Below are 19,340 nucleotides of genomic sequence, written 5' to 3'. Positions count from 1 at the left end.
GAGTTCAGACACAGGTCCCGGCATCCGCCGAATTCTCCCGCAAGTCCAATCGACAGACCTGCCATGCGTGGGCGTGGTAGGGCATGGTGAACTTGCCCCCATGTCTTCGCCGGCTGCCGGGAACGCAGCTGAGCCCACCGCGTGACCAGGACGTTGCCGATCGCATGTATGCCCAGACATGCGCCGCACGCCGGAAGTATGCAGCCGGAAGCTTCCACAGACCGGTATCGTGGCACCGCGCATGACCCGGCATGCGTAAGCCGGCAGATACCAAGAGACACCGCCGATTTCCCGCGCTTTCCGTCTTGTTGCGCATGTCACCGCATACACAACCAGACGGAACGCATCTCAAGCAAGAACGTTGGCTCCTATACGCCGGCTTGAGTTCCTATCTGCCTTGATTAGGCGATGCTCGATATATCGAGCATGAATGAGGGTTATTGGCCAAAATATGTGTCTGAAATCAGCGCGGACCCGTGCAGCGCAAGGCATACGGGCGGCTCGAATGTGCCAGATTGGCGGAATGAACACTCTACGATGCCCCAAATGCCACGGCACCCCCGACTTGCCCGCCACCGGACACACATTTTGGCCGATAACCCAGAACCCAGAAATAAGTAAAGCCGCCGCGCAACACTGGTGCGACGGCTTGTTCTGTGGGCTTGATGGGATTCGAACCCACGACCTTCTGTTCCGGAGACAGACGCTCTATCCACTGAGCTACAAACCCGTGCGGCCCTCCACTATACCGACATGTGCAGACGACATGCGCAAACGATATGTACAAACAGCATACGCAGACGCACGCGCCTCATGAATCCGCGCCTCATGCGAAGGCATTACGACACATCAATTCGCCGCCTCGTTAGCGCACCGACGTGTCAGCCTCCGCACCGCAGCACCCCGCGCCGCAGCACGCGGACACTCAGTACATCAGCGTTGCCAGCCGACGACGCGCGCGCTTCAGCCGCTCATCGCCCGGCTCGGGGATAGCGAAATACTCGAGCAGACGCTTGCGTACCGGCTCAATCTGGTCGCGGTGACCGGCAGCCAGATAATCCAGCAGCCGCCCGAACGCGTCCTCAATTTGCCCGCCGATCATGTCGATATCAGCGACCGCCAACTGGGCGTCAACATCATCAGGATGCTCCGCCGCGGCGGCCCGGACCGCGCGCACATCAGCCGCTCCGGAACGGGCCAGCAGCAGGGCCTTCGACCGCTCACGCGCAGCGACCGTATCCTGCGGGTCAGATTCCAACACCCGCTCGTACGCCGCTGCGGCACCGGCATAATCACCTTCCTGTGCCAGCCGGTGCGCCTCGGCATGCTGCGGCGGCACACTCTCGGTCTGTCCATCAGCCGCCTGACCGCCATCGGCATCCGGATCACCGGAATACGGCGCCGAGCCGGCGACACCCGCCTGATGCGCGACATCGATGATCTTCGGTATGACCTGGTCGACGAGCTGCTGCTGTTCCTCAGCGCTGGGCAGACCCTGCAGCAGAGGCATCGGCCGCCCTCCGATCAGCCCGAACAGCGCAGGCACACCGCGCACTTGCAACGCCTGCGCAATGCTCTGTGCCTTCGACACATCGATACGCGCGAGCTGAATCTGGCCATTGAGCTTGTTGACGGCGTCGCCGAGCGCCTTGGCCATCGGGAAGAGCCGATCGTCGCTAGGAGTCCACAGCAGCATGAGAATCGGGAATGTCGCCGACGTCTGCACCATCGCCTCGAAGGTGTTCTCGGTGACGTCGATCACATACCCCCCGGCGGATGGAGCCCCGCCTGCCTGCCCCGGTTCCGCGGTCACCTGATGCTGCATCGATTCAAGATCAACCGCCCCGGCGAGCGAAATACCCGGGTTGAACTTCTGGTCTGCCATGTCGCCTCCATGATTCTTTGCCTAGCGACGCCGACCGGCAGCGTCGACTGGCAATCCTTCGATACCATTCAAGATACCGTGACGCCACGTCGTACGCATCGCCTTCTTCGCGAAGCTAAAGCCCGTACCTGCCGAAGCATGCTATCGCTGACCGCAAGGATACGCACGACTTCCACGCATCGTGGAGCGCCTGCCACGCAACCCGCAGTCGGCAACCACCAAACAGCCCGATCGGCAGGCAATATGGCGTTACAGCGCCTCCACCTTGACCGGCTGACGCTCCGCGCCCACCGCGGTAATCTTCTGATGAGACCCGGCCGGCGGCACATACATGGCGACAACATTCACATACGTGACTTTCATCGTGCTGGTGGCGGTGCCGTTCCCAAACAGCGCCTTTTCGGAGTCCGACGCCGGCTGGGATTCGCGTCCCTCGCCCGCCTGACGGGTCCATTCCGAATTAATCTGCGCGACCACGAGATCGCCGCCGTCGCTCGAGCGCATGACCTTGATCTGGCCGGCAGCCGCCTGGAAGGTCTGCTGCTGCGTGCCAGCGTTGCGTTCCATGCCCTCCTGAACTGTCTGGGACAGCTTGGCGAGCTCCTGACGGAAGTAATCGTCGGCGAACTTCGAAGCGTATTTGCTCGCCGAACCGTTCTGGAGCACATCAGCATACTCGGCGACCGCCTTTTCAGGCGTTGCCACCAGACCGGTGTCTTTCGCCGTGCCCATCTGGGCCCCAATCGAGGGAATGGCGAACTTCGGCAACTTCGCCCCCTGGAAAAGTCGGGCGACGCCCCACAGCTTGTAATTGCTGCGCGCACTGTCCTGGACCATCACGAGCAGACGCTGGGACTGCTGGTCTGACGTGGTGGTGGTAATGGTGAAAATCGAACGGGGCCATCCGGAATCCGTAGGGATGACGGCTTGTGTCATTTTGGAAGGGATATTGGTTTTCGCGTCCAGCGACCCCGTGGATTGGGCGATGGTGATTTCGCTGGTACGGATGGCGAGTTCGGGCCCGGACATGCGAGCGTCGAGCCCGTCCACGCTTTTCGCCTCATTCGCCGCGTTCACGACTTTCAGGATGTTCGCGCGGATTTGCTTCTCCTGGGCTTCGGTCACATCCGGCTTGTCCGTATGCTCGGCGCTGGCCGCCGGGTGGGGAACCTGCCCCTCGCAGCCGGCGAACGTCATCAGGCATGCCGCGGCGAGCACTGCCGTCACTGCTTTGGTGATACGTGAGGTCATGCTACTCCTTGGATTCTTCGTCATTATCGTCGCCGTCAGCGGAACCCCCATCCGTTTCCTCCTGCTGCGACGCCCACCGTGCGAAATATGTCTGCAATTCCTTCGGATCGATGACCGATGTGGCTTCGGCGTTCACCGGTACCGGGGCATGGGTGCGTGCATGCCGGAGTACTGCCGGGTGGGATTCGTCCGCTTCCGGAGCAGTGGCGTCGGTGGCATGATTCTCTGCCTCGTCCTGTTGCGAGGCAGCTGATGCTTGCGATTCCTCCGCCCCCGGTTGTGAGGGCGATGCGTTGTGGTCAAATTGCCCGGCGCTGCCGAAATCGATGTCCCCATCCGGATACCAGACGGTGTCATTATGCAATGAAGCATACGAATGCGCGGCTTGTTGTGGTTGCTCCTGCACAGGCTGCTGCTGTCCGCCATGCCTGGCGTGGCGTGAATGCTGATGCGGCTGGAAGGCGACGGGCGCGGAATCCTCGGCAATCCCGGCTTGGGATGTCTCTTCAGCCCCGCTGTGACGACCGTGCCGGTGATGGGGTTCTTCCCCACCCGACGCGTGCAACTCTTCTTCAGCATGCTCACCAATCGTGAAATCGCCAATGGCTGACTGCCCAACGCCAAGTGAAGCATCCATCGACAAAGCATGCCCAGTATGCGAGTCGGCTCCAGCGCTCACGGAAGCGCCGGTATCATCGACATGTCCATCGGAAGCCGTCTGCACCGGTCCGATCCGCTGTTGCATGTCCGCCACAAGATTGCGCGACATCGGATCGACCACTACCGGTTCGGAAGTAGCCAGTCCGTTCCCCTCAGCCGGCGAGGTGTCTCCTGCCTGATTCTCCTCTTGGCGCGAGGATTCGGCAGCGGATTGGGCCGACGCACCCGGGGCATGGCGCTTTCTGGGCTTGTTGCTCTTTCGGGGCGTAAACGTGCGTTTGATGATGTTCAGGCTCCCCGCGAGCGCCTCAGAGAAGCTGATTTCATCGGGGTCTTTCGGCTTGGGTTCACCGGGAACCTTGCGGCGCTTGGTGTCCGGCATCGCGAATACGGATGCGGACAGGACGGTCATCAACGCGAGCAGGGCCGCGATGAAGTAGAACGGCGTCGCGAAATCGGGAAGCTTCACACGCACCCAATGGACAGTCACCGAGGTGCGGGCAGAATTCGAGCCAGTGTCGATCAGCGCGATGACGTCTGAAGATGTCGCGCGCGATGTCAGGGAAACGTTGCCTGTGCCGCATTTGACCGACCGCCACATATCCGATGATTCGAATTCGACCGCCGAGTCCTGCGCGGCGGAACTCCCCGAGGCTTTCTGCGCGGACGTGGTCAGGGTCTGCCAGTCCGACATGCCGGTGATACGCGTGTATTTGCTCCCTGCCAGCCACCCGGCGGCATCTTTTCGTGTGGACAATGCGATGCACACACGCGTTTTCGACGAATTGGTATGGACAACCAATGTGGAGCGTTCCGCAACCATGGACAGGACGCCCGGATCCGTCATCGCGTATCTGCCGGAAACTTTTGCCGATGCCGCAATCTCGCTTGATGGGCGCCAAATCGTTGCGTTCAGCGCGCCGAACACCACACATGCGACGGCGAGCAGACCGAACACCGGTGCGACGATGCCACGCATGATTCTGGCATGATGAGACGGCCGTTCGAATACGGCATGCTCTTCGTGTGATTCATGTGTCTTCGTCATAACGCCACTATTCTACAGGCACCACCTCACTTCACCGGGTTCCGCGCGATACCTCCACCCTACCGTCGCACAGTCCCCCGCGGGCGGTGGCAGGCGGCGAAGACGCCGGCGATATCATGGTCGGCCGCTAGTGTGGTAATCATGCGTATTTCCCCCAGACTTCATCACGCCGCCGCAAGCCTTGTTACCGCGCTGTGCGCCGCCGGCATGTGCCTTGGCATCGCGGCATGCGGTTCAGGCAACTCCTCGTCTTCAGCGTCTTCATCGGCGTCCACAAGTTCCAGCGACTCAAGCACGAAGCTCAACAAAATCGCCGGAGTCACGGCGACCGGTGACCCCGGCAAGAAGCCGACCGTGAAATTCCATACCCCCATGACCGTCCAGGACAACACCTACGCCGTGCTCCAGCAGGGCAATGGCGAGACAATCAAGGAAGGCGACCGCCTGTGCGCCCAGGGCATCGCCCTCAACGCCAAGGACGGCTCGCAAATCATGAGCACGTGGGAGAAGAACACGCCCGACTGCTCGATCGTTGTGAACGAATCCTCCACGAACACCGCCTATTACGATATTCTCAAAGGGCAGAAAGTCAACACAACTATCGCGTTCGGCGTCAATGACCAGAACTCGTCCGGCACGTCGTATCTGATGGTGCTGACCATCATCTCCCGCACAAAGGCTCTGACCCGCGCGGAAGGCAAAGCCGTCACGGACATTCCATCGAATCTGCCGAAGGTCACGCTCGCCAACAGCGGCAAGCCGTCACTCAATCTCAACGGGTACAAGCCCGACGGCAAGCTGGTCGTCCAGACCCTGATTAAGGGCGACGGCGCCGCGGTGAAAGCCACCCAAACCGTGGACGCCCAGTATTCCGGCTGGTACGCGGACAGCAACGGCAAACTCCACCAGTTCGACTCCTCGTGGAGCCGCGGGACATCTTCGCAGTTCTCGCTCTCCCAGGTCATCACCGGCTGGAAGACCGGCTTGACCGGGCAGACCATCGGGTCGCAGGTGCTGCTGGTCATTCCACCGGACCAGGGCTACGGATCGACCGACCAGACGGACAGCACCACCGGAAAGGTGACCATCCCGGCCAATTCCACGCTGTACTTCGTGGTCGATATCCTCTACGCCTACTGATTGTCGGCGGATTCCCGGCGATTGTCGGCAATCCGCCGGGGCAGGTGGCGGTACGCCATTTTGCACAACCGCCACCTGTTCCTATACACAAACTGGTTACGCTAAGCGCCCGCTTAGCGTAACCAGTTTGTGTATTGGGGGCTTAGAAGAGGCGCAACGTCCCGTCTTCCTGGCCCTTCATATCGTCATAATCCAGAATCATGCACTCGAATCCACGCTCATGGGCGAGTGTCCTGGCCTGCGGGGTGATGGTCTGCGCGGCGAAAATACCGCGGACGGGCGCGATTAGCGGATCACGGTTGAGCAGCTTGCAATACCGAGTCAGCTGCTCGACTCCATCAATCTCACCGTGCCGTTTGATTTCAATCGCCACATGTGTACCATCGCCGTCGACCGCCATGATATCGACCGGGCCGATCGCTGTCGGATACTCTCGTCTGACCAGTTTGGCGCCTTCGCCGATCCGCTCAATCTGCTCGGCGAGATACCGCTGTAGATGGTCCTCGACGCCATCCTTGACCAGTCCCGGATCCTCACCCAAATCGTAGGTATCGTCGGCGTAGACATGCTGCAAGGTGATTTCCAGCATGTCATCGCTTTTCTCGGCGCATACGCGCAACACCCGCTCAGGAACTGGCGTATCAGGGTCATCGTCGGCGTCCGGCGGGTCAATCTGCCGAATCGTGCACGGGGCTGCCATCCAATTCAACGGTTTGTACGATCCGAGTTCTGAAAATATCAGGACGCTGTTATCCGCTTTCACCAGCAGCACGCGCTTGGCCAACGGGAGTGACGCGTTGAGCCGTCCCGAATACTGTGCACTGCAATCCGCAACAATGATTCTCACATCCGATAGCCTAACAGCACCACCGCCGTCACAGCCGCAAACCCTGTCAGTCCAGGTGACGATTCCGCGCCCCGACAGCGGCACTCGGCACTCCAAATCCACGCAACCCCAACAACCCCAACATCCTCAACAACCCCAGTCCACACACCTAGTTCACAACAAGCAAAAGGCCGGCCCGTCACCAATGTGACAAGGCCGGCCCGATGCCGAAGAAACGAGGCCTAATCAGGCTTCCTGTCCGTCGCCTACGACTGCGGAACCGGAAGTCTGGACCACGTCATGTCCGCGCTCAACCGCAACGGTGAGTTTGTTCGAATCGAAGGAAATGAATCCGTCGGTGACATCGAAGGAATGCCGTACACCATCAGGGTCCACCACCGCGATCGTGCCGTCCTTGATGACGGTCAGCACCGGCTCGTGGTTAGGCAGGATGCCCATCCCGCCCTCGGAGGCGGGGATGGTGACGGACTTCGCCGTGCCGGACCACAATGGGCGGTCCGCCGCGACGATGTTCACCTGCATGGTCGCGCCCGCCATCAGTTGCCGTATTCCTTCTGCATGTCGTGCCACTTCTTCTCGAGGTCATCGATACCACCGATGCCGGAGAACGCCTGCTCCGGGACGTCGTCATACACGCCGTCGCAGATGCGGGTGAAGGCCTCGATGGTCTCGTCGGCCGGCACGTAGGAGCCCGGGCGACCGGTGAACTTCTCGGCCACGTAGAAGTTCTGGCCGAGGAACTGCTCGATCTTGCGGGCACGGTTGACGATGGTCTTGTCCTCTTCGCCGAGCTCATCGATACCGATCAAGGCGATGATGTCCTGCAGCTCCTTGTTACGCTGCAGAATCGCCTTGACGCGGTTGGCGCACTCGTAGTGTGCCTGGCCGACATAGCGCGGGTCGAGGATTCGCGACGTGGAAGCCAGCGGATCGACAGCCGGGTAGATGCCCTTGGCCGCGATATCACGCGAAAGCTCGGTCGTTGCGTCCAAATGGGCGAAGGTCGTCGCCGGGGCCGGGTCAGTGTAATCATCCGCAGGCACGTAAATGGCCTGCAGCGAAGTGATCGAGTGGCCGCGGGTCGAGGTGATGCGCTCCTGGAGCGCGCCCATCTCGTCGGCGAGGTTCGGCTGGTAACCCACTGCGGAAGGCATACGGCCCAGCAGCGTGGAAACCTCGGAACCGGCCTGCGTGAATCGGAAGATGTTGTCGATGAACAGCAACACGTCCTGGTTCTGCACGTCGCGGAAGTACTCAGCCATGGTCAGGGCGGTCAGCGGGACACGCAGACGAGTCCCCGGGGGCTCATCCATCTGGCCGAAGACCAGCGCAGTCTTGCTGAGCACGCCTGCCTCCGCCATTTCGCCGATCAGATCGTTGCCCTCACGGGTACGCTCGCCGACGCCGGCGAACACGGACACACCGCCGTGGTTCTGTGCCACGCGCTGAATCATTTCCTGGATCAGGACCGTCTTGCCAACACCTGCGCCGCCGAACAGGCCGATTTTGCCGCCCTGCACGTACGGGGTCAGCAAATCGATGACCTTGATGCCGGTTTCGAACATCTGGGTCTTGGACTCCAGCTGGTCGAATGCCGGCGGATTGCGGTGGATGGGCCAGCGTTCCTTGACCTCGATATGCTCGTCAGGCTTCTTATTGAGGATGTTGCCCGAGACATCGAACACGTGCCCCTTGGTGACATCGCCGACAGGAACCTCGATCGGGCCGCCGGTATCGGTCACTTCGGCGCCACGCACCAAGCCGTCGGTAGGCTTGAGCGCGACCGCGCGCACGGTGGAATCACCGAGGTGCTGTTCGACCTCCATGGTGATCTGGTGAAGCGTCTCGCCCTCGGTGTTGCCCACACTGTTGAGCTTCACGGTCAAGGCGTTGTAGATGTCGGGCAGGTGGCCTACCGGGAACTCGACGTCGATGACGGAGCCCTGGACGCGCGTCACGCGTCCGACGTTCGTCGCTTCGACGTCGGTTTCGGAAGCCGCTTTGGTCTGGTTCTCAGCCATATGCGTTCCTACTCTTCCTCTTTGTTCAGCGCGTCGGCGCTGCCGATGATTTCGGTAAGTTCTTGGGTGATCGATGCCTGGCGCGAGGCGTTGAGCTTGCGCGTCAGCTCGTCGACAAGGTTGCGTGCGTTGTCCGTTGCCGTGTGCATGGCGTTCTGGCGGGATGCCGTCTCCGATGCGGCCGAAGTCAGCAGGCACTCATGGATGCGTGACTGGATGTACTTCGGCATGATCTCGTTGAGCACCTTTTCCAGACTCGGTTCGAAGGTGTACAGCGGGGTCGCCTGAGCCGCGGTGGACTCGGGAATCGGACCGGAGTCCTGCCTTGCTTCCGGCACGACTTCGACCGGTAGCATGCGCAGGACGCGAACCTTCTGCACGACCATGTTCACGAATTCGGTGAACACGATATACAGTTCGGAGACGCCGCCCTTGTCCGCAGGCAACATGTACGCATCCAGCAGGGTCTTGGAAATCGACTCGGCGACTTCCACGCCCGGCTTATCGCTGTCGCCCTCCCACGAGGCCGCCACCTTACGGTTGCGGTACTTGTAGTAGGTGACGCCGCGACGGCCGTACACATACAGCTTCGGTTCCTTGCCCTTGTCCATAAGGCGGGCGAGCAGGGATTCCGTTTCCTTGATGATCGACGAGGTGTACGCACCGGCCATACCGCGGTCCGACGTCAGAGCCAGCACGGCGACGCGTGGGTTCTTCTCGTCGGACTTCACGATCGGATGGTCGATATGAGTGTGCTCCGCCAACGCTTGCACGGCATCGAAAATCGCATCGCTGTAAGGCTTGGCGTTGAGCGCCACCTCACGCGCCCTCGCGATGTGCGAGGACGCGATCATCTCCTGGGCGTTGAAAATCTTCTCCAACGACTGGGTTGAGGCGATTCTTGATTTCAATGCGAGTTGCGAGCCCATGGGTCACTTCTCCCCTGCGACGATCTTTTCCTGCTCGACCGGGGTGTCGGTCTTGGCGACGGGCTTCTTCTCGATAAGCGGCTTGCCGGCCTTGGTCACATACGTGGCACGGAAATCTTCGATGGCCTGTTCAAGGGCCTTCTCCGTGTCGGCGGTGAAATCGCCGGTGTCACGAATCGTCGTGAGAATATCCGTGTTATGCGCCACGTAGTCCAGCATGCCCTTCTCGAACGGCAGCACGTCCGCGAGCTCGAGATCGTCGAGCTTGCCATGCGTGCCGGCCCAAATCGAGACGACTTCCTGCTCCATCGAGTACGGGGACATCTGCGGCTGCTTGAGCAGCTCGGTCAGACGAGCGCCACGGGTCAGCTGCGCCTTGGATGCGGCATCCAGATCGGAGGCGAACATCGCGAAGGATTCAAGCGACTTGTACTGCGCGAGCGAGATCTTCAGCGTGCCGGAAACCTTCTTCAACGCCTTGGTCTGGGCCGCACCACCGACGCGGGACACCGAAATGCCGACGTCGACAGCCGGGCGCTGGCCTGCGTTGAACAGGTCGGACTGCAGGAAGATCTGGCCATCCGTAATGGAAATCACGTTGGTCGGAATATACGCAGACACGTCGTTCGCCTTGGTTTCGACGATCGGCAGACCGGTCATCGAGCCGCCACCCAAATCGTCGGACAGCTTGGCGCAACGTTCCAGCAGACGGGAGTGCAGGTAGAACACATCGCCCGGGTACGCCTCGCGCCCCGGCGGGCGGCGAAGCAGCAGCGAAATCGCTCGGTAGGCTTCAGCCTGCTTGGACAGATCATCGAACACGATGAGCACGTGCTTGCCGTGATACATCCAGTGCTGGCCGATCGCCGAACCGGTGTACGGAGCGATGTACTTGAAGCCTGCAGAATCCGATGCCGGGGAAGCCACAATCGTCGTGTACTCCATTGCGCCGGCCTCTTCGAGGCTCTGACGCACGGAGGCGATGGTGGAACCCTTCTGACCGACAGCCACGTAGATGCAGCGCACCTGCTTCTTCGGATCTCCGGACTTCCAGTTGTCCTTCTGGTTAATGATGGTATCGATCGCGATGGCGGTCTTGCCGGTCTGGCGGTCGCCAATGATCAGCTGACGCTGGCCGCGACCGATCGGGGTCATCGCATCGATGGCCTTGAGGCCGGTGGACAACGGCTCATCGACCGGATGACGATGCATCACGTCGGGGGCCTGCGCCTCGAGAATACGACGGCCTTCGCTCTTGATCTCGCCGAGGCCGTCGATTGGCTGGCCCAGCGGGTTGACTACACGGCCGAGGTATCCGTCGCCGACCGGCACGGACAGCACTTCGCCGGTTCGGCGGACTTCCTGGCCCTCCTCGATGCCGGCGAAGTCACCGAGGATGACCACACCGATCTCGCGGGCGTCAAGGTTGAACGCCAGACCAAGCGTGCCGTCCTCGAAGGTCAGCAGCTCATTGGCCATGCAACCAGGCAGTCCCGTCACATGCGCAATGCCGTCACCGCAAGTCGCGACATAGCCGACCTCCTGAGTCGGGTTGTCAGACGGCTTGTAGGACTCGACGAAATCCTCGAGAGCCTTGCGTACCGCGGCGGGATCAATGGTAAGTTCTGCCATGATCACTCCTTATTGTTCTTGTTCATGTAAGTCTTTCGCGTTTGCACGCGTACTGACTCGTCTGTGTCACACGCCTGTTCAGGCGGTGACCTGCACGCTGCGCTTGAGCTTGTTCAGCTGGGCGATCACCGTGTTGTCGTTGACCTCGTGGCCGATTTGCACGCGCATGCCGCCCAACACCGTCGGATCTACAACCGAGTTGATGTGCACGGCATGGCCGGTGCGCTTGGTGTAAATCTTGGTCAGCCGATCAATCTGCTCGCCGGACAGCGGAGCTGCGGTGGTCACGGTGACCATCGATTCGCCCATATGCCGTGACAGCTTGTTGATCAGCCACTGGATGGTGGCAAGGTAACGACGGTGGCGCGGATTAGCTGTGGCGTGCTCGGCAAGGCGCATGGTGACTTTGCTGATCTCATTGCCGGACAACACGTTGTGCAGCAACGCGACGCGCGCCTCAGCCGAGGAATGCTCGTCGTACAGGCGGGTGCGGACCACCGGCATGTTGAGCAAGGCCGAATGGAGCTCGGCCAGCTCGACGGACACCTTCATGGTGGTTCCGGTCGCATCCGCGTAGTACATCATCGCGTCCACGCCGAAATCCTCGACCGCGTTCGCGATATCATGCGGCTTGCTCCAGCGGCGCTGCACCAGATCGTCAAGGATCTCAACGGTCATCGGATGCGCTTTGCCTTCAAGCAGCGTGTGCACCATGGTGGTCTTGTCGGCAGCGGGACGTGCGGGGTCGGTCAGCGCCCGTTCGACCTGGACATTGTGGTCGAGCAGATCGGTGACGGCGAACAGCTCGTTGCCTACGCGCCAGGCATCCTCACCGGTCGCCTTGAGTTTCGGCGCCAGCGAGTCACGCGAGACGCGGTCTGCGATGCGTGATGCCTCTCCTCGCATGTAATCTCACTTCCTTCGCTTACTTGTTGCTGTCTGCATCCATCTCGTCGATCATCTTGTCGAGCATCTGCGTCTGGGTGGCGCTCGAGCTCAGCTCGAATCCGAGAATCTTGCCTGCCAGAGCCGTGGCCAACGTGCCGACCTCACCCTTCAAGCTCACCAGAGCCTGCTTCCGCTGGGATTCGATCAAACGCTGGGCGTTCTCAGTGATCTGGGCCGCATCGGATTCAGCGCGCGAACGCGCATCGGCGATGATATGGGACGCTTCGGCACGGGCGTCGTCGCGGATCTTCGATGCCTCGACACGAGCCTGGCTGAGCTGGTCCTCATACTTCTTCTTGGCCTCGTCAGCGTCTTTCTGCGCTTTCTCGGCCTGAGCCATACGGCCTTCGATCTTGGCCGCACGGGCGTCGAAAACAGCCTGGAACTTCGGCATGACGTACTTGTAGAAGCAGACCGCGATGACAACGAGAATGACCAATGACCACACGATGTCATACGTTTCAGGCAAAAACAGCGAAATACCGCTTTTCTCTGCCAGTGGCATGGGTGTTCTCCTTTCTTGCTCGGGTTTCTACTTGACTATTGGTGAAGCTTGCGTTCGCAGATGCTCACTTGGCCATGACGAAGGCGACGAAGCCGAGCAGGCCGAGCAGCTCGATCATTGCCAGACCGATGAACATGAGGGTCTGGATGCGGCCGGAGACCTCAGGCTGGCGAGCGGTGCTCTCCAGGGCCTTGCCGACCAGGATGCCCATGCCGATGCCAGGGCCGATGGCGGCGACGCCGTAGCCCAGAACGCTGATGTTGCCTGCAACCTCGGCGAGAGTGATGATATCCATGTGTTGTCCTTTCTTACCGAAATCTGACATGGTACACGGCCCCGCGGCACGGGACCGAAGTGTGTTCTGCACGGCGCCCCAAGACACCGGTGCATTCGCTTGATTCAATTATTGCGCATCGTTGTCACGATGCCGGGCAGGACACGGCCGCTATGGGCGACAGCGCCTGACACCGCTGCGATCCTTTGCACAGCGCGTATGGCGCGCCGGGCACGGTCGAATTACTCGACCTCCGGATAGCTCTGGTTGATGTACACCGTCGAGAGGATCGCGAACACATACGCCTGAAGCGCCGCGACGAACATCTCGAAGCATACGAACGCGAAACCGCCCAGCAGCCACAGTGCGCCGACGGGCTTGATGCCCCAATTCGGCGACTCAATGAGATAGAGCTGGGTGAACGCCAGGCAGGTCGCGACCAGAAGATGGCCTGCGATCATGTTGGCGAAGAGTCGGACGGTCAGCGAGAACGGGCGAATGATCAGCACCTCGAGCAGGTTAATCGGGCCGAGGATGATATCAATCGGCAGCGGAACCCCGGGAGGCATAAGCTCGCCGCGCAGGTACTTGAAGAATCCCTTCTCTCTGCAAGCGGCAATCCAATACTGCACGAAAGTCCACAGTGCGAACACGAGTGGCATCGTCACCGTTGCGGTGGCCGCCATATTCATGCCGGGGATGACGCCGCACAGGTTGAACGCGAAAATCGTGAAGAACAGTGTGGTAATCATCGGCACATATCGGCGTCCGCGCTCCTCGCCCATCACCTGATAGACGATATTGTCGCGGACGAATTCGAGCAGCGTCTCGATCAGCCCCTGCCAACGACCCGGAACGAGCTTGGCACGTTTCGCCGTGATGCACATCACCAGCAGCAGCACGATAGTGGCAACGATTCGAATAAGAATGATGCGATTAATGGCGAACGGCGTGCCCTGGAACAGAATCGAATCGGGAAGAAAATCGTCGATCGAGGGCAGTTCAGGACCCGTCTTGGCCGCGAGCACGAGCTGCGCGCTGACTTGTGACACCATCTACGCCTCCTACTTCTCGTAACAGCTGTCAGTTTAGCCCAACGCCCTGAGCGAATGTGACCGGAAGATTTCGGCGCAAACTCACATGGCGTGGCGAGTAGGTCGGGCGCCGACGGGGCCGGCACCTGCCTTCTACTCCGAACGGCTACGTGGAGATTGTACGACGTTTTCCTGCGGCTTGGTAACAATTCTTTCACAATCTCGAACCGTTTTAGATAAAACGACCCGAATTGCCGAACGCTACGCAGGATGTTGCTGTCCGATATCCGGACAGCGCGCACAGGTCAGCAGTCAGGCATCGGCGCCGTCGGCCACCGGGCCGGCGGGAGCGGGCGATGTCGCAGAACGCACGCGTTCGTCCTGAGCATAATCGTCCCTAATCAGGCCATAACCGTCCTTGATCAGCGGGGCGTACCCGTCACCTCGCGGCGCACCCGGCGCATGACGGATCGAACGGTCCGTACCCAAACGCTTCTCCGCGCGCAACTGCGGGACTTCACGCAGGTCGTACGGCGTGGTCTGGTAGACCCAGTTCAGCCAGTTGCGCCACAACAAGTTCGCGTGGGCGCGCCAGCTGAACAAGGGCTCAAGCTTGGGGTCGTCGTGCGGGAAATAGTTCTCCGGGAACGGCACGTTGGTCAGCCCCTTGGCCATATCACGCTCGTATTCCTCGGCGAGTGTCATCTTGCCGTACTCCCAGTGGCCGAGCGCGAACACCTCGGAGAAGTCACGCGTCGCAATCAGTCCGGGGCCGGACTCCGGACCCCACGTGAGCACCTGGAGGTCGGGATTCGCCGCGATATCGCCCTCGTCCACACCGGCGAGCCGGGAATGCGGTTGCAGCGCGATTTCATCGAAACCGTTGGTCAAGAAGCAATACTCGTCCTGCAAATACTGCGGATAGACGCCGAACAGCTTCTGCGGCAACAGATGCTTGCGCACACCGTACCGGTAATGCAGGGCGCCCATCGCCCCCCAGCACAGATACATCGTCGAGAACACATGCGAGCCAGCCCAGTCAAGAATCTCCTTGAACTCGTCCCAGTAATCGACCTGGTCGAATTCCAGGTGCTCCACCGGCGCGCCCGTGACGACGAAGCCGTCGTAATAGTTGTCGCGGAACGCATCAAGGTTCTCGTAGAACTTGACCAGATGGTCGGCGCTGACGTGCTTGGACTCGTGGGTCGAGGTCTTCATGAGATCGACCTCGACCTGCAGCGGGGACTTCGAAATCAGCCGTAGCAGCTGGGTTTCGGTCTCGATTTTCTTCGGCATGAGATTCAAGATCACCAGGCGCAGCGGGCGCACACGCTGGCGCTCAGCTTCAGGTTTCTCCAGCGCGAAAATGCGCTCGGAGTCGAGGATGGCACGTGCGGGCAGGCCGCTTGGAATCTTGATAGGCATGATTCCATTATCGCCGCTGGGCTGATATGTGTTTGACGTCGGCTGAAATGTGACCGGATGGCGGGGTTTGGGGCGGGGTGCGGCAGGGCGAGGTGCGGTTACTGGCGGACGAGACTGGCGAGGCACGACCGCTGACTGCACAGCGGCAGATCATGTACCCAGGTCAGAGTGCGAGCCCATCTTCACACAACGACCCCCAACGCCGTACAACCAACCGATTCCAGCCGCCCATCCCGCCGCCATGTGAGCGAATCCTCACACAATGCCAGCGCCACTCCTCACACTGGCACCATTGCACGGTGGCGGATGGCCGACCCGCCCACGTCGAGTCATATGAGTCGCGTGGCACGTATCCTACGACACACACAACCTGCGGAATATCACCGCAAAAGCCCAAGCCCGCCGGCATCTGGCGAATTGTGCACGCCACGACATACACAACCCGCCGAACGCGGCCGGCAGTAACGCAAGACCACCAACATCCAACCGGCCACGCATGCCCGCGCATACACAATCGGCAGAACACGACCGTGAAAATCCCAAGCCCCCAGCAACTAGAACGTCACGCATGCCGCGACAAACGATTCTTGCGCAATGACTTTGGTAAAACAATGCTTCCACACGCGTACGGCTGAGCAAGCATGCCGCGACATACGCCAACCAACACCTCCCACGCGCGAACACACGACCAGGCAACCGGTAACCACCCAGCGCGCAACCATGCAAAATACCCGACCGTCGCCGCCAAGCAGCTTCCCCGCAATCCGCTGTGGGCTGAACGGCACGCCGATTTGACAATTCCCTGTCGTCCTATAAAGTAGATGACTGCTGCTTGAAGCAGCCGACGCGGGGTGGAGCAGCTCGGTAGCTCGCTGGGCTCATAACCCAGAGGTCCATGGTTCAAATCCATGCCCCGCTACCACATCAATGAAAACCGTGATTCGACATTCGTCGGTCACGGTTTTTGTGTACCCGGCCATTCTCACCGTCCGATGCATTCAGTCAGCGCTCGTCCGCGACGCCAGACCGACACCCCGGCAACGCAAACCGCCGAGTACGGATGTTACCGGCTCGTCATGGGAAGACATCTCAGGCAAACCGACAAACAGACAAAGAGACAACACAGCAAAGAGAAGCAATACGAAGAGGGGATATCAATGCGCATCTCGCAACCGTTGCAGCCCATGGCACCGCTGATTGTGCTCGCACTCGGGTCGCTGTCGATCGTATCGCTCGCGCAAGGCATCGTTTCCTTGACTTCGGGCGCGAACATCCCAAGCATCACGGAAGTCATCGCCGGTCTGATCGGCATCGCGCTGAGCGTGTGGATCATCGCCGCGATGCGGGCGACGCGTGCTCAAGACGAAGAAGACGACGAGGATGATAAGGACGACGAATCCGAGGAGATCAACGGCAGAAACCTTCAGAGCAGCAGTGCCGATTCACGAGTCGTCGAATAATCATCGCGACTATCGATTGCTTCGAAGGCCTTTCGAATCCAAGGGCATTGCCACTGCATCGAAAGCGGAATAAGCCGAAGACATCGCCGCCAATCCCGGCAGACGTTGCACCAGAAGGCGTGACGGGGCGTTCATGGCGGAATCGCCACGCAGTTGGATTGCCGGTTGCATCCGTCAACGCGACGGAGCGTTCATGGCTGAATCGCCACGCCAGTCGGATTGCCGATTGCGCCCACAGGCGTGTCCGGCGCATTCCGCTCAAGCCGAAGTGGACTGCGCGGATGATGGCTGCACTCGTAGGTGTGCCGGGGTGTTCTGTTCTGGACGAGCGGACTGCGCGGGTGACGGTCGTATCCGTAAACGAGTCGGGGCACTGGACTTGGACCTACCGACGACCCGACGCGCCCGCCCATAGGGCTGCCGATGCGGCGGTGCCAACCCGCTGCGCGAGCGCCGACGATTGAACTGGCCGATTCAAGACGCCACGACGCCAGCGTCACAGCCTGCGTTATCATTGACGTCAAACGTTTGACGTAATCGGGGGCCGGACACATTTCAAGGCACCCGTCCACGCCATGCGCGAAGGAGTACCGCGGCATCGGCCCTGAGGCATCCCTTCACACACTTTCCGCCCATACCGGCGCGAAAACCGCAAACGCCCAAGCCTGCGGCAAACCAGCAATCACACCAGAAACCAGGAATCCGACCCAGATGGCATCACAACAACACCAAGAGCAGAGCGCGTCCGGCAGCAGGCCACCCGCATCCGCGACCGAATCCGCATCCTCCGCGAACCAATCGGCATCGGCAGCCCCGGTCACCCAAGCGGTCGACAAAAGCGACGCCGGTTACGCGAAAGACCTCAAACCGCGCCACATCCAGATGATCGCCATCGGCGGCTCGATTGGCACCGGCCTGTTCCTCGGCGCGGGCGGACGTCTCGCTCAAGGCGGCGCCGGCCTGACCATCGCATATGCGGTGTGCGGCATCTTCGCGTTCCTCATGGTCCGCGCGCTCGGCGAACTGGCGATTCGCCGCCCGTCCTCCGGTGCGTTCGTGTCCTACGCACGCGAATTCCTCGGTGAGAAAGGCGCATATATCACCGGCTGGTTGTTCTTCCTCGACTGGTCCACTACCGTCATGGCCGATATCACCGCGGTCGCGCTCTACTTCCACTACTGGCAGGCGTTCAAGGCCGTGCCGCAATGGGTGCTTGCCCTGTGCGCGCTCGCCGCGGTGTTCGCGCTGAACATGCTGAGCGTCAAGGCCTTCGGCGAGGCCGAATTCTGGTTCGCTGCCATCAAGGTGTTCACAATCCTCGCGTTCATGGCTATCGCGATTTGGGCGATCATCACCGGAGCTCAGGTCGGGCAATACCACGCCGGCATACACAACATCACCGACCACGGCGGATTCTTCCCCGAAGGCATCGCCCCGGTGTTCGCGCTGACACTCGGCGTGGTCTTCGCGTTCGGCGGCACCGAGATGGTGGGCGTCGCGGCAGGCGAAGCGAAAGAAGCCCAGCAGGTGCTTCCGAAGGCCATCAATTCGATGATTGTGCGCATTTTCGGCTTCTACGTAGGCTCGGTCATTCTCATGGCCCTCGTGCTGCCGTATACCGCGTATTCGTCGAACGAATCACCGTTCGTCACTTTCTTCTCCGGCATCGGCATTCCCCACGCCGGCGACGTGATCCAAGTCGTGGTGTTGACCGCCGCGCTGTCGTCCCTCAACGCCGGTCTGTACGCGACCGGCCGCACGCTGCGTTCGCTGGCAATCGCGGGTTCCGGCCCGAAATTCGCAGCCCGCATGAACAAGAACCATATCCCGTACGGCGGCATCATCATCACGTCGGCACTCGGCCTGATTGGCGTGGTCCTCAACGCAGTGCTGCCCGCCAACGCCTTCGATATCATTATGAATCTCGCCGGCATCGGCATCGCCGGCACGTGGTCGTCAATCCTCGTCACTCATCTCGCGTTCCTCAAACGCGTCAAGGCGGGCAAGGAGCAACGCCCCGCCTACCGGATGCCGGGAGCACCGTTCACGGATTATCTGGCACTGGCGTTCTTCGCCATCGTGGTCATCTCGAATCTCACGAGCGCGTCCGGCAGGTGGACACTTGCGCTGTTCGCCGTCGTCGTGGTTGCGATGATTATCGGCTGGTACGCGGTGCGCGGGCGGATTGACGGCAGCCTGATGGACGAGATTCTCGACAATGACGAGGATGAGGATTCCATCGAGGAGCTCAGCGACGATTTCGCCGCCGCCTGACACAGCG

At 60.7% G+C, this 19,340-nt stretch carries 16 protein-coding genes and 2 tRNA genes; 4 read left to right on the top strand and 14 right to left on the bottom strand.

Annotation, left to right across the window (positions count from 1 at the left end; genetic code table 11):
- Positions 1–657: 657 nt before the first annotated feature.
- The 4 genes from K315_RS0100720 to K315_RS09825 form a co-directional block, all read right to left on the bottom strand.
- Positions 658–730: transfer RNA gene (locus K315_RS0100720), tRNA-Arg, on the bottom strand.
- Between the two features lie 195 nt (positions 731–925).
- On the bottom strand, positions 926–1,885 hold the full coding sequence (locus K315_RS0100715; RefSeq protein ID WP_029575755.1) for a tetratricopeptide repeat protein: 960 nt from the start codon (positions 1,883–1,885) through the stop codon (positions 926–928).
- A gap of 249 nt (positions 1,886–2,134) precedes the next feature.
- Positions 2,135–3,136, bottom strand: a complete 1,002-nt coding sequence (locus tag K315_RS0100710) for a DUF8094 domain-containing protein (RefSeq protein ID WP_029575754.1) — start codon at positions 3,134–3,136, stop codon at positions 2,135–2,137.
- A gap of 1 nt (position 3,137) precedes the next feature.
- Complete coding sequence (locus K315_RS09825; protein WP_029575753.1) at positions 3,138–4,844, bottom strand: hypothetical protein; 1,707 nt, start codon at positions 4,842–4,844, stop codon at positions 3,138–3,140.
- A 141-nt stretch (positions 4,845–4,985) separates the two neighbouring features.
- Here K315_RS09825 and K315_RS0100700 point away from each other — a divergent pair, with 141 nt between their 5' ends.
- Positions 4,986–5,984, top strand: coding sequence for an FKBP-type peptidyl-prolyl cis-trans isomerase (locus K315_RS0100700; RefSeq protein ID WP_029575752.1), 999 nt, complete (start codon positions 4,986–4,988; stop codon positions 5,982–5,984).
- 142 nt (positions 5,985–6,126) lie between these two features.
- Here the strand turns inward: K315_RS0100700 and nucS are convergent, their stop codons facing one another.
- From nucS to K315_RS0100650, 10 genes are all read right to left on the bottom strand, one after another.
- On the bottom strand, positions 6,127–6,831 hold the full coding sequence (gene nucS, locus K315_RS0100695; RefSeq protein ID WP_029575751.1) for an endonuclease NucS: 705 nt from the start codon (positions 6,829–6,831) through the stop codon (positions 6,127–6,129).
- Between the two features lie 225 nt (positions 6,832–7,056).
- Positions 7,057–7,368: a F0F1 ATP synthase subunit epsilon gene (locus K315_RS0100690; protein WP_029575750.1), complete on the bottom strand. Its 312-nt coding sequence runs from the start codon at positions 7,366–7,368 to the stop codon at positions 7,057–7,059.
- On the bottom strand, positions 7,368–8,852 hold the full coding sequence (gene atpD, locus K315_RS0100685; RefSeq protein ID WP_029575749.1) for a F0F1 ATP synthase subunit beta: 1,485 nt from the start codon (positions 8,850–8,852) through the stop codon (positions 7,368–7,370). Before atpD ends, K315_RS0100690 begins: the two co-directional genes overlap by 1 nt.
- A gap of 8 nt (positions 8,853–8,860) precedes the next feature.
- The gene (locus K315_RS0100680; RefSeq protein ID WP_029575748.1) at positions 8,861–9,781 is read right to left on the bottom strand and encodes a F0F1 ATP synthase subunit gamma; all 921 of its coding nucleotides are present in this window, start codon (positions 9,779–9,781) and stop codon (positions 8,861–8,863) included.
- A gap of 3 nt (positions 9,782–9,784) precedes the next feature.
- Positions 9,785–11,413 carry a F0F1 ATP synthase subunit alpha gene (gene atpA, locus K315_RS0100675; RefSeq protein ID WP_029575747.1) on the bottom strand — a complete coding sequence of 543 codons (1,629 nt, stop codon included), beginning with the start codon at positions 11,411–11,413 and terminating at the stop codon, positions 9,785–9,787.
- Positions 11,414–11,491: 78 nt separating this feature from the next.
- Positions 11,492–12,319: a F0F1 ATP synthase subunit delta gene (locus tag K315_RS0100670; protein WP_029575746.1), complete on the bottom strand. Its 828-nt coding sequence runs from the start codon at positions 12,317–12,319 to the stop codon at positions 11,492–11,494.
- A 19-nt stretch (positions 12,320–12,338) separates the two neighbouring features.
- Positions 12,339–12,866, bottom strand: coding sequence for a F0F1 ATP synthase subunit B (locus K315_RS0100665; RefSeq protein ID WP_029575745.1), 528 nt, complete (start codon positions 12,864–12,866; stop codon positions 12,339–12,341).
- A 64-nt stretch (positions 12,867–12,930) separates the two neighbouring features.
- Complete coding sequence (gene atpE / locus K315_RS0100660) at positions 12,931–13,161, bottom strand: ATP synthase F0 subunit C (RefSeq protein ID WP_015451080.1); 231 nt, start codon at positions 13,159–13,161, stop codon at positions 12,931–12,933.
- Positions 13,162–13,382: 221 nt separating this feature from the next.
- Positions 13,383–14,195: a F0F1 ATP synthase subunit A gene (atpB, locus tag K315_RS0100655; protein ID WP_029575744.1), complete on the bottom strand. Its 813-nt coding sequence runs from the start codon at positions 14,193–14,195 to the stop codon at positions 13,383–13,385.
- Between the two features lie 291 nt (positions 14,196–14,486).
- A complete protein-coding gene (locus K315_RS0100650) occupies positions 14,487–15,599 on the bottom strand; it encodes a homoserine O-succinyltransferase (RefSeq protein WP_029575743.1) in 1,113 nt (370 codons plus the stop codon).
- 845 nt (positions 15,600–16,444) lie between these two features.
- Here K315_RS0100650 and K315_RS0100645 point away from each other — a divergent pair.
- The 3 genes from K315_RS0100645 (at position 16,445) to K315_RS0100630 (ending at position 19,333) form a co-directional block, all read left to right on the top strand.
- Positions 16,445–16,521, top strand: a tRNA-Met gene (locus tag K315_RS0100645).
- A 235-nt stretch (positions 16,522–16,756) separates the two neighbouring features.
- Positions 16,757–17,059, top strand: a complete 303-nt coding sequence (locus K315_RS10095) for a hypothetical protein (RefSeq protein ID WP_029575742.1) — start codon at positions 16,757–16,759, stop codon at positions 17,057–17,059.
- Positions 17,060–17,770: 711 nt separating this feature from the next.
- Entirely contained in the window at positions 17,771–19,333 is a 1,563-nt protein-coding gene (locus K315_RS0100630; protein WP_029575741.1) for an amino acid permease, read from the top strand.
- The last annotated feature ends 7 nt before the right edge of the window (positions 19,334–19,340 follow it).

This window comes from Bifidobacterium thermacidophilum subsp. thermacidophilum DSM 15837, from assembly GCF_000426425.1.
Classification (GTDB): domain Bacteria; phylum Actinomycetota; class Actinomycetes; order Actinomycetales; family Bifidobacteriaceae; genus Bifidobacterium; species Bifidobacterium thermacidophilum.
Note: the sequence above shows the minus strand (reverse complement) of the source record. Positions and strands in the feature narration are given on the sequence as shown.

What these genes read in the sequence shown, in the direction of transcription:
- K315_RS0100715 (WP_029575755.1), bottom strand. Translation starts at nt 1,885, where the DNA reads ATGGCAGACCAGAAGTTCAACCCGGGTATTTCGCTCGCCGGGGCGGTT.
- K315_RS0100710 (WP_029575754.1), bottom strand. Translation starts at nt 3,136, where the DNA reads ATGACCTCACGTATCACCAAAGCAGTGACGGCAGTGCTCGCCGCGGCA.
- K315_RS09825 (WP_029575753.1), bottom strand. Translation starts at nt 4,844, where the DNA reads ATGACGAAGACACATGAATCACACGAAGAGCATGCCGTATTCGAACGG.
- K315_RS0100700 (WP_029575752.1), top strand. Translation starts at nt 4,986, where the DNA reads ATGCGTATTTCCCCCAGACTTCATCACGCCGCCGCAAGCCTTGTTACC.
- K315_RS0100690 (WP_029575750.1), bottom strand. Translation starts at nt 7,368, where the DNA reads ATGGCGGGCGCGACCATGCAGGTGAACATCGTCGCGGCGGACCGCCCA.
- atpD (WP_029575749.1), bottom strand. Translation starts at nt 8,852, where the DNA reads ATGGCTGAGAACCAGACCAAAGCGGCTTCCGAAACCGACGTCGAAGCG.
- K315_RS0100680 (WP_029575748.1), bottom strand. Translation starts at nt 9,781, where the DNA reads ATGGGCTCGCAACTCGCATTGAAATCAAGAATCGCCTCAACCCAGTCG.
- atpA (WP_029575747.1), bottom strand. Translation starts at nt 11,413, where the DNA reads ATGGCAGAACTTACCATTGATCCCGCCGCGGTACGCAAGGCTCTCGAG.
- K315_RS0100670 (WP_029575746.1), bottom strand. Translation starts at nt 12,319, where the DNA reads ATGCGAGGAGAGGCATCACGCATCGCAGACCGCGTCTCGCGTGACTCG.
- K315_RS0100665 (WP_029575745.1), bottom strand. Translation starts at nt 12,866, where the DNA reads ATGCCACTGGCAGAGAAAAGCGGTATTTCGCTGTTTTTGCCTGAAACG.
- atpE (WP_015451080.1), bottom strand. Translation starts at nt 13,161, where the DNA reads ATGGATATCATCACTCTCGCCGAGGTTGCAGGCAACATCAGCGTTCTG.
- atpB (WP_029575744.1), bottom strand. Translation starts at nt 14,195, where the DNA reads ATGGTGTCACAAGTCAGCGCGCAGCTCGTGCTCGCGGCCAAGACGGGT.
- K315_RS0100650 (WP_029575743.1), bottom strand. Translation starts at nt 15,599, where the DNA reads ATGCCTATCAAGATTCCAAGCGGCCTGCCCGCACGTGCCATCCTCGAC.
- K315_RS10095 (WP_029575742.1), top strand. Translation starts at nt 16,757, where the DNA reads ATGCGCATCTCGCAACCGTTGCAGCCCATGGCACCGCTGATTGTGCTC.
- K315_RS0100630 (WP_029575741.1), top strand. Translation starts at nt 17,771, where the DNA reads ATGGCATCACAACAACACCAAGAGCAGAGCGCGTCCGGCAGCAGGCCA.